This window comes from Streptomyces sp. NPDC006602 (assembly GCF_042870385.1).
Lineage (GTDB): Bacteria > Actinomycetota > Actinomycetes > Streptomycetales > Streptomycetaceae > Streptomyces.
In genome coordinates this window covers 13,960-30,161 of the sequence record NZ_JBIAHG010000058.1, presented here as the reverse complement: position 1 = coordinate 30,161, position 16,202 = coordinate 13,960, and the positions used below count along the sequence as shown (strand labels likewise).

General features: G+C 68.7%; 17 protein-coding genes and 6 pseudogenes. 6 read left to right on the top strand and 17 right to left on the bottom strand.

Annotated features, from left to right (window positions below; all coding sequences use genetic code 11):
- Together ACFYO2_RS47345 and ACFYO2_RS47340 are read right to left on the bottom strand one after the other, a co-directional pair.
- Positions 1-236: pseudogene (locus tag ACFYO2_RS47345) on the bottom strand (IS200/IS605 family accessory protein TnpB-related protein); the annotation flags it as partial.
- Positions 237-654: 418 nt separating this feature from the next.
- Positions 655-810 carry a hypothetical protein gene (locus ACFYO2_RS47340; RefSeq protein ID WP_388363114.1) on the bottom strand — a complete coding sequence of 52 codons (156 nt, stop codon included), beginning with the start codon at positions 808-810 and terminating at the stop codon, positions 655-657.
- 72 nt (positions 811-882) lie between these two features.
- On the opposite strand from ACFYO2_RS47340, the gene ACFYO2_RS47335 reads away from it, so the two are divergent.
- Positions 883-1,452 (top strand): TetR/AcrR family transcriptional regulator, encoded by a 570-nt coding sequence (locus tag ACFYO2_RS47335; RefSeq protein WP_388363112.1) that lies wholly within the window; start codon positions 883-885, stop codon positions 1,450-1,452.
- A gap of 196 nt (positions 1,453-1,648) precedes the next feature.
- On the opposite strand, the gene ACFYO2_RS47330 is transcribed toward ACFYO2_RS47335, so the two are convergent.
- The 7 genes and pseudogenes from ACFYO2_RS47330 to ACFYO2_RS47300 form a co-directional block, all read right to left on the bottom strand.
- A complete protein-coding gene (locus tag ACFYO2_RS47330) occupies positions 1,649-2,428 on the bottom strand; it encodes a class I SAM-dependent methyltransferase (RefSeq protein WP_388363110.1) in 780 nt (259 codons plus the stop codon).
- Positions 2,429-2,818: 390 nt separating this feature from the next.
- Positions 2,819-2,932 (bottom strand): annotated as a pseudogene (locus tag ACFYO2_RS47325) (IS5/IS1182 family transposase); the annotation flags it as partial.
- A gap of 68 nt (positions 2,933-3,000) precedes the next feature.
- Positions 3,001-3,915, bottom strand: a pseudogene (locus ACFYO2_RS47320) (reverse transcriptase domain-containing protein); the annotation flags it as partial.
- Positions 3,916-4,622: 707 nt separating this feature from the next.
- Positions 4,623-4,796 (bottom strand): annotated as a pseudogene (locus ACFYO2_RS47315) (transposase); the annotation flags it as partial.
- A 293-nt stretch (positions 4,797-5,089) separates the two neighbouring features.
- Positions 5,090-5,860, bottom strand: a complete 771-nt coding sequence (locus ACFYO2_RS47310) for a phosphotransferase enzyme family protein (protein ID WP_388363107.1) — start codon at positions 5,858-5,860, stop codon at positions 5,090-5,092.
- A gap of 149 nt (positions 5,861-6,009) precedes the next feature.
- The gene (locus ACFYO2_RS47305) at positions 6,010-7,461 is read right to left on the bottom strand and encodes an NF041680 family putative transposase (protein ID WP_388363105.1); all 1,452 of its coding nucleotides are present in this window, start codon (positions 7,459-7,461) and stop codon (positions 6,010-6,012) included.
- 1,368 nt (positions 7,462-8,829) lie between these two features.
- Positions 8,830-9,285 carry a VOC family protein gene (locus ACFYO2_RS47300; protein WP_388363102.1) on the bottom strand — a complete coding sequence of 152 codons (456 nt, stop codon included), beginning with the start codon at positions 9,283-9,285 and terminating at the stop codon, positions 8,830-8,832.
- On the opposite strand from ACFYO2_RS47300, the gene ACFYO2_RS47295 reads away from it, so the two are divergent.
- The 5 genes and pseudogenes from ACFYO2_RS47295 to ACFYO2_RS47275 form a co-directional block, all read left to right on the top strand.
- Positions 9,284-9,481 (top strand): hypothetical protein, encoded by a 198-nt coding sequence (locus tag ACFYO2_RS47295; protein WP_388363100.1) that lies wholly within the window; start codon positions 9,284-9,286, stop codon positions 9,479-9,481. The two genes, ACFYO2_RS47300 and ACFYO2_RS47295, sit on opposite strands and share 2 nt — an antisense overlap.
- A pseudogene (locus tag ACFYO2_RS47290) lies at positions 9,478-9,821 on the top strand (ArsR/SmtB family transcription factor); the annotation flags it as partial. The gene ACFYO2_RS47295 and the pseudogene ACFYO2_RS47290, both read left to right, overlap by 4 nt.
- Before the next feature lie 413 nt (positions 9,822-10,234).
- Positions 10,235-10,615, top strand: coding sequence for an ATP-binding protein (locus ACFYO2_RS47285; protein ID WP_388363098.1), 381 nt, complete (start codon positions 10,235-10,237; stop codon positions 10,613-10,615).
- A 145-nt stretch (positions 10,616-10,760) separates the two neighbouring features.
- The gene (locus ACFYO2_RS47280; protein WP_388363117.1) at positions 10,761-10,847 is read left to right on the top strand and encodes a DUF6126 family protein; all 87 of its coding nucleotides are present in this window, start codon (positions 10,761-10,763) and stop codon (positions 10,845-10,847) included.
- 163 nt (positions 10,848-11,010) lie between these two features.
- Positions 11,011-11,415 (top strand): annotated as a pseudogene (locus tag ACFYO2_RS47275) (pyridoxamine 5'-phosphate oxidase family protein); the annotation flags it as partial.
- A 28-nt stretch (positions 11,416-11,443) separates the two neighbouring features.
- Here ACFYO2_RS47275 and ACFYO2_RS47270 read toward each other — a convergent pair.
- From ACFYO2_RS47270 to ACFYO2_RS47235, 8 genes are all read right to left on the bottom strand, one after another.
- Positions 11,444-11,779 (bottom strand): hypothetical protein, encoded by a 336-nt coding sequence (locus ACFYO2_RS47270; protein WP_388363096.1) that lies wholly within the window; start codon positions 11,777-11,779, stop codon positions 11,444-11,446.
- Between the two features lie 8 nt (positions 11,780-11,787).
- Entirely contained in the window at positions 11,788-11,997 is a 210-nt protein-coding gene (locus ACFYO2_RS47265) for a hypothetical protein (RefSeq protein WP_388363093.1), read from the bottom strand.
- A 245-nt stretch (positions 11,998-12,242) separates the two neighbouring features.
- Complete coding sequence (locus ACFYO2_RS47260) at positions 12,243-12,593, bottom strand: ArsR/SmtB family transcription factor (protein ID WP_388363090.1); 351 nt, start codon at positions 12,591-12,593, stop codon at positions 12,243-12,245.
- Between the two features lie 178 nt (positions 12,594-12,771).
- Positions 12,772-13,098, bottom strand: coding sequence for an anti-sigma factor antagonist (locus ACFYO2_RS47255; protein WP_388363087.1), 327 nt, complete (start codon positions 13,096-13,098; stop codon positions 12,772-12,774).
- 35 nt (positions 13,099-13,133) lie between these two features.
- Entirely contained in the window at positions 13,134-13,559 is a 426-nt protein-coding gene (locus ACFYO2_RS47250; protein ID WP_388363084.1) for an ATP-binding protein, read from the bottom strand.
- On the bottom strand, positions 13,559-13,933 hold the full coding sequence (locus tag ACFYO2_RS47245) for a pyridoxamine 5'-phosphate oxidase family protein (RefSeq protein WP_388363082.1): 375 nt from the start codon (positions 13,931-13,933) through the stop codon (positions 13,559-13,561). Before ACFYO2_RS47245 ends, ACFYO2_RS47250 begins: the two co-directional genes overlap by 1 nt.
- Positions 13,930-15,669 (bottom strand): SulP family inorganic anion transporter, encoded by a 1,740-nt coding sequence (locus ACFYO2_RS47240; protein ID WP_388363079.1) that lies wholly within the window; start codon positions 15,667-15,669, stop codon positions 13,930-13,932. The genes ACFYO2_RS47245 and ACFYO2_RS47240 overlap by 4 nt, the downstream gene beginning before the upstream one ends.
- Positions 15,669-16,007 (bottom strand): ArsR/SmtB family transcription factor, encoded by a 339-nt coding sequence (locus tag ACFYO2_RS47235; protein ID WP_388363077.1) that lies wholly within the window; start codon positions 16,005-16,007, stop codon positions 15,669-15,671. The genes ACFYO2_RS47240 and ACFYO2_RS47235 overlap by 1 nt, the downstream gene beginning before the upstream one ends.
- Positions 16,008-16,202 lie beyond the last annotated feature (195 nt).

Genomic DNA, 16,202 nt, shown 5'->3' with positions numbered 1-16,202 from the left:
CGCGCCGACGACCTCCCCGTCAGCGCGCGCTTGCGCACCGCCCACGAGGCCGCATCATGCGCCAGCCCCTGCCGGGAACGTACGGCGAGATCACCGGCGGCCAGCGAACCCAAGTACACCCCGACCTCGGCGAGCACCGCCACATCCGCCTCCGACACCCGCAGCCGGTCCCGGACCGCCACCCCGGCCGGGCCGGGCACCACGAACGACGCCGCCACCTCCCGCAGTCCGCTCACCCGCTCACCCCCGTCCGGCCGAAGATCCCCGTCACCGAAGTCAACGAGCCGCCCCCGCAAAGGTCACCCATTCGACCCACGAACTCCCGTTCCCCTCCCGAAACCGCAGGCCACAGCACACCTCCGCCGGCGGACCCTCCTGGCGCGCAGATGAACCACCGCATCCAGTACAAGCGCTCACTCACACTCACCAGAAGTCACTTCTGCTCAGAACAGCTGCAGCAGTTCCCAACCCCACGCCTGACGACGGTCCGCACCCCCCTGGCCGACATGACGGCGCTCGCGGCCCGGATGGTGCTGCGGCTGCTGTCCCGGGGAGCAGCCGGAGACGACGCGGGTGGAGGTGGCGACGGAACTGGTGGTGCGGGAGAGCAGCGGACACCGTCCACCGCACTGAGCCCGCCGTGCGGGCGCCGGGTCACTCGGCGAGGTGGCACTCGACCCAGTCGGCGGCGGCTCGCCGGAAGAACTTCCGGCCGTCCGCGCGAAGGAAGTCATGTCGTTCATTGCGCAGCGTCAACAGCGCCGCCTCCAGACCCCGCTCCCGGGCCGCGCGGACGAGCTGCTCGGTCACTTGCACTATGGAAATATGAGCGCCATAAACCGATCGGTTTCCATTTCGTCCACATCGAGTTAACCTCCCAGTATGACCACCGAAGTGAAGGCAAGTACCAGAGAGCGGCTGCTGGAGGCGGCGGCCACGCTCACCTACCGAGACGGCGTCGGCATCGGCGTCGACACGCTGTGCAAGGCGGCAGGGGTGTCGAAGCGCTCCCTGTACCAGCTGTTCGAGAGCAAGGACGAACTGCTGGCAGCGAGCCTGGAGGAGCGCGCCGCCGCCTTCGTGGCGACCCTCCTGCCCCCGGCGGGCAACGGCCGGTCACCCCACGAGCGGATCCTGCACGTCTTCGACCAGCTGGAGGAGCAGGCGGGTGCGCCCGGCTTCCAAGGCTGCCGGTACCTGGCTGCTCAGATCGAGCTCAAAGACCAGACCCACCCTGCGAGCCAAGTGGCCCACCGGGTCAAGGAGAACCTGACAGCCTTCTTCCGTGCCGAGGCCGAACAGGGTGGGGCGAGCGACTCCGACCTGCTGGCCCGGCAGCTCCTCCTGGTCTTCGACGGTGCCAGTGCCCGTGCGGGGATCGGAGCCGACAAGCTGACAGGGCTCGTCACGCCCACGGTGACCACGCTGCTCGAGGCGGCAGGCATGCGCTGACCATTCCTTTCCGAGCAGGCACCCGTGACCGTGCGCTCCCCGGGCTGATGGCTCCACGCCCCTGATTCCCAGCAATCGGAGGAGAGCCCGGCATGCCGGCCTTCGGCCAGATCACCCTCAGCACCCGGGAGACGAAAACGCCCTCACCCGCTGCTGACCAGGCCGCGGCCGGTAGTACAGAAATCGGTCCCTGGCCTCACTCTGCGCGCTGTCCGACACGCAGAACGCTCAGATAGCGGCGTGATGCTCGATCCCCCATCCGCGTGCGGATGCGCTCGGCGACAGCGTCCAGCAGGGGCTCACGGACGTCACGGTCGAGCCTGCGATACAGCGACGTCGAGCGAAGGAGATCGGCGAATCCGTCCCCGTTGAACCACTGAACGGTCGGGTACCAGCGCACGATCGTTGGGCCGAACAATCCTCCGGGATCGTCGACCAGGCCCCAACCCTCGTCGGTGGTGCGCACGTCGTCCTCCAGCGGCGGATGACCCCAGCCGGGGTTACCGGGGCAGAACCGCTCGTGGAGATCGGCGGTCTCGGCGTACACCTCCGGCTCTCCCGGCCGGCGGACAACGACGTTGCCGAGCAGCGCCATCCAACCTCCGGGAGAGAGCACGTTGTGCGCTCGCTGCCAGCCGATCGACGGGTCGACCCAGTGCCACGACGACGCAGCCACGAGAACATCGAAGCGCCGGCCGCGGTCGTCCCACTCCTCAAACGTCGACGTCTCGACTTCGACGTTGCGGAGGAAGGCGATCCGGTGGCGAGCGAGTGTGGCCATGTCTGCGCCCGCCTCGACGGCGGTCACTGAGCGTCCGAGCGCCGCCAGCGATCGCGTCGCCTGGCCGGTACCGCAGCCCACCTCCAGCACCGACGACCTTTCGTCCATGCCAGTGACGGCGGCAAGGTCCGCGAACAGCTCGTCGGGGTAGCCCGGTCGGACCCGGTCGTAGAGCTCCGGGACCTCGTTGAACACCCGGCCGAGGTCATGTGGATTCGGGTGCGTCTTCGGGTCATCAGTCACGAGCGAACAACCTATGAGGCTCGTCCATGGAGACGCCACTGGTTTGCCGACAGCCGCTGACGCGCTGCCGCCGGTAGTTCGGAGAAGGTCTCTTCACCGCAGCCCGTTGTCGGTCGTGATCAGCAGGTGGCTCCCTGCTGCCGCGGGAAAGGATGTGCCGAACATCCCCGAGCTCTCTTCGCCGTCATGCACCACCGGTTGCCCCGACACGGGTCCGTCATGACAGCGACGCCGTCGGTCTCGCCGTCCCTCGATCAGGGATTCCCCGGCTCCTCCCCCGCCGCCGTGCCGCCGTGCGGGCGCGCTCCCGCGATGCGCAGGGGACCTGACGACGGCGTTCGCCTTGACGGACTGCGAGTCGATCACGCCGGCCGTCGGCTCCGCATCCCGCCCCTCCCTCTCGCGGACCTTGGCGCGCAGCCGGTCGTGGAACTCCTTGACCATGCCGTGGTCGCGTGTCGGACTCCAAATCCGAGGAAGTCGAACCCTTGCGTTATATGGACAACCCGGGTCTTCTCCTCGTTGAACCTCAGCCCTCTCGGCTCCAGCCACTTGGCCAGTTCGGACTTGACGCGGTGCGCTTCCTCCTCGCTGCGGCACATGGCCACGAAATCGTCTGCGTACCGCACTAGCACAGGGGCGTCCCGGGCCGTGAACGTGCCACGGTTACCCGCACCGGCATGCCGGTATCGACTCCCTGCCGCTGTCTCCATCCCGTGCAGAGCAACGTTCAACAGCAACGGACTGATCACTCCGCCTTGGGGAGTTCCCTCGTCCGTCCGCATGAGGCGGCCCTCTTCAACCACTCCAGCCCGCAGCCACCCTCGGATCATGCTCCGACCAGGGAACATGCCCAGGGCGTCCAAGAGTTTGGCGTGGTTGATCCGGTCGAATGCCGCCGCGAGATCAGCGTCGAGCACCCACAGTCGCGTGGCACCCTTGCGCCCCATCGTGTTGTAGATGGCCTCGATCGCATCGTGGCAGCCCCGGCCGGGGCGGAATCCGTATGACCTCGGCTCGAACTGTGCTTCCCACTCGGGTTCCAGAGCGTTCTTCACCCGGTTTTGAAGCACACGATCGATGATCACGGGAATTCCGAGAGGCCGCCGCTTTCCGTTGGCCTTTGGGATGAATACGCACTTGACCGGACGGGCCTTCCAGGGATGCTCAGACCGTTGGATACGGTCCGCGAGGCGGCTCCGTTCCTTCGGTGTGAGCACCGTTTCCCCGTCGATGCCCGCAGTCTTGCGTCCCGTGCTCAGCTGCGTCACTCTCCTGACGCTGACCAGCGTGTTGGAGCGGCTTCGCAGCATGAGCTTTTGCAGATTGCGGACCTTCTTCAGGTCGCCTTCCTGTGTCGCCTTGAAGATTCTTCGTCTCAGTCGCCGTACGTGGTCCTCGCACTCAGCCCAGTCGACGCTGTGCCAGTCGATTCGCACGTCCTCCGGTCCGTTCGCACAGGAAGGGCGACCCGACTGGCTGTCCCGTCGTGCCAACTACCCCTCCCTGCGTCCAACTTGCCCCTCGGTTCTGGTTCCGTCACCAGATCTCTTCAAAGGCTCACCCGGCCCACGTGGGCACCCTTTCGGGCCGGGCCACTCGGACCCGTATCCGATGGGTTATACGGCGGCGGGAGCCGTCCGCTTTCCCCTGGCCTTTCGGCCTATCGGCCTTCGCTTCTTGGGCCATCCTGTTCCCGCCGGGGAGTTGATCCTTCCTTGCGGTCGGACAACCGAGATCTCCCGGACCCCGACGGGGTTTCCACGTTCCGCACTGACAAGATGCGACTGGGGTGGGCGCCTCCTCTACCCCGGGACCGGTGGTGTCCTGCCCTCGTCGGCGAGTCCACGAGGGTCACCTGACGTACTTCCACGCCGGGTCCTGAGCTGCCGCTTGCATCACCATCGCGCAGCCGATCAATCACGAGGCATAGCCGGAGATTCGCATTTGCTCACCCGTCCAGTCTTCCCCTTTGCTTGTTGCGTCCCGATGGCCAGGACGCTCTTGAGCGTGATCGTCCAGCTTCACACCCCGCCGTTACCAGCGACGCATGTGGACGCAGGGGACAGGCCATGGACACTGGCCTAGCCGATATCAACTCCCTTCTGCTGTATGCCTCTTGATCAGTGCGACCTCGTGTCGCACCCCGCCACTTGATGCCATTGTCGACCAGGTAGCGGATGGCATCGAGTATCGCCCGGTGGCAGTACGCCTCCGACTGGCCTCCCCGGCCGCGCATCCAGCCCGGCACCGGCAGCAACGGCCGGACCACGGCCCACTCCGCGTCCGTCATGTCCGTCGGATAACGCGGCTGCCGCATGCCGTTGTCGGCGGCGTTTCCGAACCTGTGAGCCAGACAGTCACACTCCAGGGCGTCCGAACTGGACTGCCCGGCCATCGACACGGAACACTGCGGCACCAGGGCCTCCTGATGTTGCTCGGTGATTCGACACCAACGAGCTGTTCAGGAGGCCCTGCTCCTATGCACCGAGTACCCCGCGGCCACCCAATCGGGACTCCCGTCTGACAGCGGCCAGCAGGAATTCCCCCAGGGACGGCCGGGTATGGCGCCCCGCAGACGGCCAGAAGTACGGTCGGTGACGAGCGAACCGGCTACTCGAACAGATGCCGGTGTGCCCTACTCCAGGCGATCCTGTTGTCGAGTTCAGCCAGAAGCCCGTCGGCCACCCAGGTGGCTTGGGGCTCATCACCCTGTTCAGCCAGCCGATGCACGAGGTCGGCGTTGTCCTGTTGTCTGCCAATAACGGCGCTGACGATCCCGGCGGTCGAGTCAAGGCCGTACGCGTTACAGAAAATCTCCAGCCGCCGACGGCGGTCGGGAGGCGCCGGGTAGCGCAGCCAGCGCAAGCACTCGGCGTCGTCGCGGAACGGGGCGACGTACTCCAGCGCGTAGGCCACGTCGTGCAGCCGCGGTGCCGGGCGGGCGAAGTCCCAGTCGATGATTCCCACCGGTTGGCCACCCTGCCACACGACGTTCCAGGGGCCGAAGTCCCCATGGCAGACGACCCCGTGGTCGCCGGGGCTGCCCGCGCCTGCGGACCAGGTCGCGCCCGGCGGGGGCGAGAAGCCGGCGCAGGCGTCGTGGTAGTCACGCAGCAGCCGGGCGAAGTTCCTCAGGCCCCGGTCATCCACCACCTTGGCCCAGCCCGCAGCCCCGGAGTCACCCTTGATGAAGGTCAGAACTTCACGCCCTTCACCGTCGATTCCCAGAGGGCGGGGCGCATAGGCGAAGCCGACCTCCTCCAGGTGTCGCAGTAGCGCGTGGACGCTGGGTGTCCACGGCTGGACGGGCCTGCGGACAGTGTCACCGATCCGCACCACCCGACGATGGGCATCGTCCTGCATCACTTCCTCACTGGCCACCCGACTCACGCTACCCAGCCGCCCGAGCTCGCGGCACCTCGATTACCGTCAGCGACGAATGACGGCCAGTTACATTCCAACTGGCCACCATCACCCGTTCGATCGACCAACCCCAAGATCGGTACAACAACAGCTACTAAGCTTGATCATTAACCTCGCTGCTGTTTCAGGCGGACGTGTTCGGTGAGGGTTTCGATTCGTTTCACGGTCTTCCCAGGCTCGTGACGTGGGGCTGGCCTGCGGTTCTTCGAGCCGGGTGGGCGTCCGGGGCCGGGCTTGGGGGGTCTGGGCACGTCGGCGGGACGGGCGGTCTTCACGCGGAGGTGGCGGAACCCCCGGCGGACCCGGGCAGGGGTGAGCCTGCGCGGCTCGGAGGGCCGCTCCCAGGGGCGGCGGAGGTCCTCGGCGAGGGGCCGGGCGAGGCGGAGTTGGGTATGGGCGGCGATGATCAGCCAGGTCCACAGGTCGGCCGTGTGCGGATCGCGGACCTTGGGGACGGTCCAGCCCAGGGTCTGCTTGAACAGCCGGAAGGTATGTTCAAGATCGAATCTGCGGAGGAACGCCTGCCAGCGGACATCGACGTCCTGGCCGGTCATGCCAGTGCGCGAGGACCACAGCCACACCGGCTTGGGGTCGCGGTCACCGGGCAGGTGCTCGACCTTCAGTCGGATCAACGTGCCGTGGATCAAAGGGAGTTCACCGCAGTGGTCGAGCCAGGGGCCACGGGCCCGCAATCGGGGGTGCATTCGGTCCCAGGCGAGGGCTTCGGCCGTGCCGTAGCGGGTGGTGTCGCACGTCGTGGCCTGGTCGGGGGTGTGCCAGGACTCAGGCTTGGAGAAAGTGAGGACGCCGCCGTGCTTGCGGGGCTGCCCGCCACGCGGGGTGGAGCGCCGCGGTCCGGCATCCCGGAGCATGACCCGGTCCGAGCGCAGCCGACCGACCAGCTCGACGGGCAGGTCTGCCAGGACGTAGGCGAGGCGGGTGACGTCGTAGCCGGTGTCCATGACGACGAGGATGTCCGCGTCGCCCGGCCGCCACTGCCCCGCGTGCACCAGCCGGGTGACCACCTCGCGCAGCTGGGCGGCGGTCACCGCGGTGGCATCGTCGGACGGCCCCAGTCGGATCGCATCCAGCACGGCCGTCCAGGACGTGCGTCCCGTCTCCAGCGCGGCGACGAAGGAATAGGGCCAGCCGGGGATGAACTGATCCGCGCTGCGGCCCCGCCCGTAGACGTGGCAGAACAGCAACTCCGGGCTGGTGGGGGCGTCGGGACGCAGCCAGTTGCTCACGTCGACGGCAAGGACGATCCGCCCGTCAGCGGCGCGCGGCAGCGGCGTGGAGGCCAGCAGCCTGCGCAGGCGGCGCGGTTCCAGCCAGCCGTGGTTGACCGCGTCGTACATCGCCCCGTGCCCGCGCCGGTGCTCGGCCGTGAGCGTCAACTCCACCAGCGACGTCACCGGGCCGTCCGAGCACAGCACCGCGTCGGTGAGCTCAAAGAGCGCATCCGCCCGGGTGTAGAGGCAGTCGTAGAACTCGACACGAAAGTGGGACAGGACGCCCAACGCGGCGTCAGTGGACTGTTCAGCGGCGAGACTCTTCACCAGCGGCCGTTCCTTCACGCGACGTTGCTCGACACCTCGAAGCGTGAAGAACGGCCGCCCTGTTGTCCTGAGAACGAACCAAGATCAGCGGGTCAGGTGAACGGCCGAGGTTAAACACCAAGCTAAGAGCTCCGAACAAAAGTGGAGCCCGGCTCGCGGCGCCTTGCGAGCGTGCGTGCCAGACGCCGCGAGCTGATCGGACTCCACTTTTGTTCGGAGCTCTAAGGAGGCCACCTGAGTCATCGCCGCGATCAGGACGCGCGGCCGGTGTGGCGGGCGCGGGTTTCGGTAGCCGTCAACCCTGACCACCGGCAAGGTCCGCCGTTGCCGTTCGGCTCGGGTTTGTGGCTGTCCCCGCTCCTGGGTCGAGGTTACCGACGAACAGCGACCCGTCACCTGGTTGGGCCAACTACTGGGTGCACTGTCACTGGTGCGCTGAGACGCTGAGAACGCCAGCCCACCCCCAGGGAAAGGACCGCCCCGACGAGAACATCGCGGGGCTTGGTTCCAAGGCCAGTGACGTACCGCCTGCCGCCTGCCCATCGTCGAAGCGCGCTGGACCCACTCAGTCCGCCCACACCCTGGAGCCCTGAAGGGACACGTCGCCTTGATATTCGCCACGCTTATCCCGCTGATACTGCTCGTTCTCGTTCTCGTAGTGAATCTGTGTGAAGAGTCGATCATTTATTCCCGGCAGACTCAACTTCCCTTTCCATGGGGCCGCGCCCCGCGTTTCAGGCGATTCAGCCGTCGTCGTCGCGCGCTGCGGCGGATGAGGGCGGCATCCTTGCAGGGCCCGCCCAGGGCCTCGGAACACCCTCGAGTGTCGATCGGCGGCGCGGGCCCCGATGGTTCGCCACCGGTGCGCCTGACCCTGCGCAGCGAGAACGCCGACAGGGGGGTGCCCCGGGCCGCGGCCACACAGCGGGCCGCCGGTATGTCTGGTCCCGGCATGCGTCGTGCTCCAGCGGCGGCCAGGCGCCGCTCACGGAGCCGCCGACTGCGAGCAGACATCTCTGGGCCAAGTGCGCGCCTCAGTAGCCGTCGACCCGAATCACCTGCGCGTTCGGGAGGTAACCCTGGTCCTCATAGCCCTGCTTCCCCAGGCGCTGATGATGGTGGTCCTTCTGACTCTTGACCTTTTCGACGAGCGCGTTATGCGGCCGTCGAAACCTCCGCCATCGCCTTGCCGACGGACGCATCCGTCACATTGACGTCTCCGGCAAGGACACTCAGACGGTTGCCGAGCTCGCCTCCCCCGCGGGTCTCGTACGGCGGCGGGCAGTCCTCAGTTGGTATAGCGGCGGTACCAGATGAGGCGCCGGCGATGCCGACGAAGGCCAGGAAGTGCCCGGCTTTGCGCTGGACTCAGTGGAGGCAGAGGCAGAACGGATGGCCGGCGGGGTCCGCGTAAATCCGCCAGTTGGCCCCTGGGCGGAGCTGGTCCGTCCGCTCCAGCACAGTCGCGCCGAGGGTGAGCGCCCGCTTCTCCTCCCCGTCGAGGTCGTCCACGTCGAAGTCCAGGTGGAGCTCTTGCGGGCGCTCCTGGCCGGGCCATTCGGGCGGTCGATAGCAGTCCACCTTCTGGCAGGCCAGCGGCGTCCCCTCGAACCCGTGCACCTCGACCCAGTCGAAATCCTCCGGATCCGCGACCACCCGGCCGCCGAGCAGTTCCGCGTAGAACTCCGCGAGCCGTACCGGATCAGCGCAGTCCAGCGCGACCGCCTGCAGCTTTCCATCGCTGCCGGACCCCAGCCCGCTGCCGGGGCGCCGCACCGGCAGCGTGAACCTGCCGGTGCCGCCCTGAGCCGCCTCGGACGGCATGCTCGTGCTCGACCTGTCCGGCCTGCTCGGCTGGAGCGAGGAGGGCGAGGCCGCCGTGGTGCGCGCCGCGCAGAGCCCGCTGGCCGTGTGCGGACTACGCGACCGCCCCGCTCCGCTGCTGAGCGGCGATACGACCGGGCTCATCCGGATCTACCCCGACCTCCGCTCCGCCCTGGCGGACCTGGCTACGGCGTGAGCACACCGCTGCATCAGCTCAAGGCCGACTTCTTCACAACCCTCGGCCACCCGGTGCGCATCTGCGTGCTGGAACTGCTCAGCTCGCGCGAGTACGCCGTGCCGAGATGCTCCCCGAACTCGGCATCGAAGCCGCCCATCTCTCTCAGCAACTGGCCATCCTGCCCCGGGCGAATCCGGTCGCCACGCGCAGGGAAGGCGCCACCGTCCACTACCGTCTCGCCACCCCTGAAGTGACCAACCTGCCGACCGCGGCCCGTAGCATCCTCAGCGGTGTCCTGGCGGGCCAGGCCGAGCCCCTCGCAGATCTCCAGGCGGCGCCGACCGCCGCCCTCCCACCTCGCCCTCGCCCTCGCCCTCGCCCTCGCCCGGATGCTGCCGCCCTCCTGCTCTTGGAGCCGACGATGTCTTCCCCTACACCGCCCACCGCCGCTGACGCGATGCTCGCGCCGGAAGTTCAGGTCAGCGATCACACCAGCATCGACAGGGCCCTCGACGTACTCCGCGGGTCGCACACGGAGTTTGTCCTCATCCGTGACGACACCGGGCGGTGCGCCGGCCTCGTCACCCGCGATCAGCTCGCCGTTCCCGGAGTGAAGCCTTGGTATGCCGAGAACACCCAGCAGGACCTGCAGGAGGAGTTGAGCGCGGCGGAGGCGGCACGGTGATGGGCCGCGACCGCTTCCGGGCGTGCCGAAAGGGCCGACCCGCGGCGGCTGTCAGTTCCGTTCCACCGCCGGTGGCACGGTACTGCGTGTCTGTCGAGATGGCGCCGGAGGCGGTGACCCGGGCGCGTAAGGCAGTGGCCAAGGGTCTTGCCGAGGTCGGCGTCATGGCGGGTTCCGTGTTCGCCGACGCGGTGCTGCTCGTGGTCAGCGAACTGGTCGCGAACGTGCTGCGGCACGCGCCGCGCTGCCCGGTCGCCGACGTCGAGCTCACGGCCGGGGCGGGGCAGCTCATCGTCGGTGTCGCCGACGCCGAACCCCGGCTTCCCGCCCTGAAGCCCGGCGAGATGGGCGCAGGGCTGCAGTTGGTGGCCGAGCTGGCCGCCGAGTACGAAGGCGGCATCGGCGCGAAGCTGACCGTCAACAGGGACGGCAAGGTCGTCCTGGTCCGGTTCCGTATGCCGTCGTAGCAGCCGATTCTTTCCAGGAGAGTCCGTGGAGACGGCAAGGTGAAGGGAGACGGCACGTGAGTGACGAGACGGCCAAACGGCCGAAGGACAGGAAGAAGACCAGGGCGAAGGCCAGGGACCGGGACAGCTGGATCGAGCGCGCGTCATGATCCGGGCGGGCATGTATATCTTCGGTACGCACATCATCGCCGGATGGGTGATGCTGCTCTTCTACCTCGGCCAGCACAAGTAACCGAGGAGCCGACCGCACAAGAGCAGGTCGGCCGGCTGCGGGAGGCCGGTTGGTCCTCGCGTTCCTCGGCGTGGATGTGGCCATGTGGTTCAACGGGGACCGGTGACATGGTGCCGTGACGCGCGGGCATCGAGCCTGTGCCCCTGTGCGAAAAGGACTCGCCATGACGGCTGTTGAACCAGCGCAGAGCCGCCTTGTCCCCATGGACCGGGCAGAGGCGCTGGCCTTGCTGGCCGAGGCGCCGTTCGGCCGCGTGGTCTTCTCTCACCAGGCGTTGCCCGCGATCCGCCCGGTCAACCACCTCGTGGAAGTAGGCGGGGACGTCGTCATCCGTACCCATACACCGGGATGGCGCTGCTCGGCCGTGCCCCGCTGTCGGAGGTCGTGGCCTACGAGGCAGAAGATCTCGATCCCGTCACCCGGACCGGCTGGAGCGTGGTGGTCACCGGTACCGCCTCCCGCGTTTTCGATCCCGCTGAACTGGCTCGCTACCAGTCCGCGCTCACGCCCTGGTCAGAGAGGGGACGTGGAGCATGTGGTGCGGATCCGGGCCGACCTTGTGACCGGCGCGCCACCGGCCACCCCCACACCCGCCGTCAGCACACCCACCAGCGCGCCGCGCACCCACTGCGGCAGGACCAGACCGGCAGCCGCGCCCGCCACCCCCAGTCCGGTGGCCGTCGCGAGGGCAGCCGGGATCGTGCTAACCGCCCGGTCACCGTCCGCAGCGCCGCGATGATCTTCTCCGGTCCGGGCGGACATCCCGGCACCTGGAGGTCTACCGGTACGACATCGGCTACGGCGCCCTCGACGCCGTAGCCCCCCGCGAACTCCCCGCAGTCGATCGCGCAGTCGCCGACCGCGACCACCACACGCGGCTCACCCATCGCGGCGACCGTGCGGCGCAGCGGCTCGGCCATGTTCCGTGTCACCGACCCGGTCACCAGTGCCGCATCCGCGTGCCGGGCGAGGCCACCAGCCGGGCGCCGTAGCGTTCGGCATCGTAGACCGGACCGAAAGCATTGGCGATCTCGATCTCGCAGCCGTTGCAGGGGCCCGCGTCCACGCACCGCACCTGCACCGAGCCGCCCAGTTCACGCGCTGCGGGCGGCGCTTCGCCCTCCGGTCTGGGCGGGGCTGGCTCAGCCACCCGCCCGGTGTCGCGGATCCTGCGCAGCAGACCCAGGAACGCCCTTCCCGATCGCTGGTGAGGACTTGCTTCCCACGAGTGACCAACAGGCTCTGATCAAGCCGGAGTCACACCACCTTCCGCAGGCTTTGCCCAATCTGTGCCGCTCGTTCGGGCGGGAACGCGCCGCGGGGGAGGCGGCCGTCTCCCGGTAAAACAGAGTGCTGTCCAACTCGCGGGAGACGGCCACCGATTGAGGGCCGTCGCTAGGACGGCGGCTTCGCCTGAGGCTGCACGGACCGCAGGTCGGCGAGCAGTTCGGCCTGCCCGGCCAGGACGCCGGACAGAATGGTGCGGGCGACCCTGAGCAGCTCGGCGATGTGCGGGCTGGTCAGCGAGTAGTACACGGTCGAGCCCTCCTTGCGGGTCACCACAAGGTTCGCCCGGCGCAGCACAGCGAGCTGCTGAGACAGGTGTGCCGGCTCGATGCCCACCTCCGGCAGCATCTCGGCGACCGCGTGTTCGCGCTCGCTCAGCAGCTCCAGGACCCGGATGCGTGCCGGGTGGCCGAGAGTCTTGAAGAACTCGGCCTTCAGTTGGTACAGGGGCGTGCTCATGGTGCCGTCGCCTCCCCGGTCCAGCACGGCCACACGGGCCGGTACTCGGCGCATCGTATCCACCTACTCGTCGACAACATGGGCCCCATCCTCACGTGCGGCGACGGCTGGACCGAATCCGCGCACGAGAACCCGACCGCCCGAAACCCAGCAGTGAGGACCTCAACAGTTGCTAACATTAGCAACTCAGCACGTTGCGTGAGGGACGCTTGGGTGAGGCACACCGCCGCGCGGCACTGACACGGCCTGGTACAAGTGCACCGCCGGCCGGCTCACGTGCCGTCCCGCCCCATCGGTCCGGATGACGAGCAGGGCAGCGGAGCCGGTGTGCACCTGCGGTGCGTGCCGTTGGCGGCAGGAGACCGGGCGGGATCATGGCGGCTCCGCGGGCCACCACCCAGCCCACCGCGCCGGAGAAGCGGTGGACGGCGTCCGGGCCCAGGTGGCCGGCGACCGACAGGATGCCGAGTTCCTGGTCGACGGTGTAGCGCCACTCGATGGTCATGATCGTCAACTTCCTTGCGCGTCGGCCGGTCCGCTTCACAGGGGGAGGGTGATCCAGATGCTCTTGCCCCTGCCGTCGGCGTCGCCCCGGACGACTGCCGTGCCGCCCAGGCCGAGGGTGAGTTCCATGACGGTCGCCAGACCGCCGGATGCGGCATCGGTGACCATCGCGTAGAGCGCCGGCTGATGGGGGTGGCGGTCGTGCACGGCGAAGGCCAGGGTGTCCTCGCCGGCCGCGTAGATGACGGTCAGCTGCGGGGAAAGATCCGCGGCGTGCCGGACGCTGTTGGTGACCAGCTCGCTCAGGATCAGCAGGGCCGGCCCGATGGTGGGATGGCGCGGGTTTATGCCCCACTCCGTCAGGGCCTGCTCAGCGGTCTGACGGGCTGTCCGGACCGCGGCGGGCATCGCGGGCAGGGTGAGCACATGCCGGTGGGGCAGGGCTTCGAGCTGGATGCTCATCACGCCTCCGCGCGGGCGAGACGGAATCCGGTCACGGTCTTGGGGTGCCGACGCAGCAGGGTGTCGTGCGGGCCGTGCGACCAGCCGGCCAGGGTGCGCTGGTAACGGGCGGCCTCATCGGGATCGGTGATCACGTCGACCGGTCCGGCGACGGTGACCGTCCAGCCGGTGCCGGTGGCCGCGCGTAGCTCGTCCACGTGGTACGTCGGGACCGCGGCCGAGGGTGCGGGCGTGCGCACCACCAGCCGGCCGAACTCCCACGGGTGCCGGCCCGGGCGCAGCACCGTCTGGTCCCGCTGCGGATACACCAGCAGCCACAGGGCCTCCGCCCCGGACACCTCCACCATGCACGGGGGCACGGGTGACGTGCTCATACGACGGATTCCTCTGCTTCCTCGTCGACGGGCCGGGACCTCTGGACGGGCAGGGGCGGCATCACGCCCGCGCGCTCCAGACAGGTGCGGGCGCCCTTGATCGCCTCCGGCGTGGAGGCGTACTCGCGGCCCTCCAGCCGCAGCAGCGCCAGCGCGCCCACTGATTCCAGGACCTGCCGCTGGCCGGCACGTATCCCGGATGTCAGCACCACGATGCCGCGCCGGTTCAGCTTCTCCACGACGTCCTTGAGTACCAGTGCGCCCGTGGCGTCGATGGTCGTCACCCTCGACATGCGCAGGATGACCACGCGGACGTCGGCGACCTCGGCCAGCTCCAGCAGGAAGCGGTGCGCGCCGGCGAAGAACAGCGGCCCGTCGATGCGGTACGCCACGATGTGCTCGGCCAGCAGCTCGTGCTCCTCGACGCTGTGATCAGCCCGGTCCAGCGGCACCTGGTCCAGGCGGACCTGTTGGGCGACGGCGCGCAGGGCGAGGGCCCCCGCGGCGATGATGCCGATGATCACGGCGTACACGAGGTCGAGGACGAGGGTCGCGACGGCGGTCAGCACCAGGATCAGCGCGTCGGAACCGGTCGCCTTCGCCATCGCCCTGAGCGAGCCCACCTCGACCATGCGGACTGCGGTCGCCAGCAGCACGCCCGCCAGCGCGGCGAGCGGAATCTTCGAGACGAGCGGGGCGGCCGCGAAGACGATCAAAGCGAGGACCGCGGCGTGGACGAGGGAGGCGAGCCGCGAGCTGCCGCCGGTCCGGACGTTGACCGCGGTCCGCGCGATCGCGCCGGTCGCGGGCACACCGCCGAACAGCGGGGCGGCGATGTTGGCCAGACCCTGGCCGAACAGCTCCCGGTCCGGATCGTGCTTCTGCCCCACCGTCATCCCGTCCGCCACCGAGGCCGACAGCAGCGACTCCAGCGCGGCCAGCGCCGCCACCGCCACCGCCGGGGCGAGCAGCGAGCCCAGCGCCCCCAGGTCCAGGAAGGCGATCGAAGGCGCGGGCAGACCGGACGGAAGGTCACCGATCGGCTGCGCCGCGTCCAGGCCGGCGAGTTGCGCCACCAACGTCGCCGCGATCACCGCGAGGATGGAGAAGGGGATCGTGGGCCGCCAGCGCGCCCCGATCAGCATGGCCGCAGCCACTGCCAGTGCGAAGGCGGCAGCCGTCCAGTTCGGGTTCTTCGCGAACTCCTGAAGCGCGTGCCAGGTGACCACCAGCACGCGGTCACCCTCGGGCTTGGGTACGCCCAGGGCGTTGGGGATCTGCTGCAGCCCGATCACACAGGCGATACCCAGAGTGAATCCCTCGACGACCGGCGCGGGCACGTACTGCATGTACTTGCCGGCCTTCAGTACCGCCAGGACGACGAGCATCACCCCCGCCATCAGGCCGACGGTCAGCACACCGCCCGGCCCGTACTGGGCGACGATGGGCACCAGCACGACCGTCATCGCACCGGTCGGACCGGACACCTGAAGATTCGAGCCACCGAACACCGCGGCCAGCGCCCCCGCGACCACCGCTGTCGCCAGGCCCGCCTCGGCCCCGAGGCCGGAGGAGACACCGAAGCCGAGCGCCAGCGGCAGCGCCACAATCGCCACCGTCAGACCGGCCAGCAGGTCCCGGCGCGGGTCCCGGCGCATCTCCGCGACGTCGCTGCGGCCGGGCATCAGCGCGGCGATCCTGGCACCAATCCGGGAGAGCGAGAGCGAGGCCCTCATCACGCGGACACCTCGGCATCCCGCAGCTCCGCCAGCAGCTCGTTCCGCCCGGCCAGCACCTCGCTCAGGATCCGGCGCGCAACCCGCATCAGATCGGCGACGTCCCCGCTGGCCAGCGCGTACACCACGGTGGAACCCTCACGCTTGGAGGTGACGATGCCCGAGCGGCGCAGCACCGCCAGCTGCTGAGACAGGCTGGAGGGCTCCACCTCGATCGCGGCCAGCAGCTCACGCACCGGCATCGGCCCCTCCTGCAACAGCTCGAGCACCCGTATCCGTACGGGATGCCCCAGCATCCGGAAGAACTCGGCCTTGGCGTGATACAGCGGAACGGACACGGCTTCCTCGACTTCCCGGCAGCGCCCCCACCCGGAGTGGACACAAAGGCTGTGCCTGCGGCTACCGGCGACGGACACAGCCAACACAGCATCTAACGAATTGCGAAATTTTGCAATTGAGCATCCCGTTGCTGCGCTGCTGATTCGTCACTGGGAGGCGGGGGCTGGAGAGGGTAGCGGTGGCCGCCGGCTGCG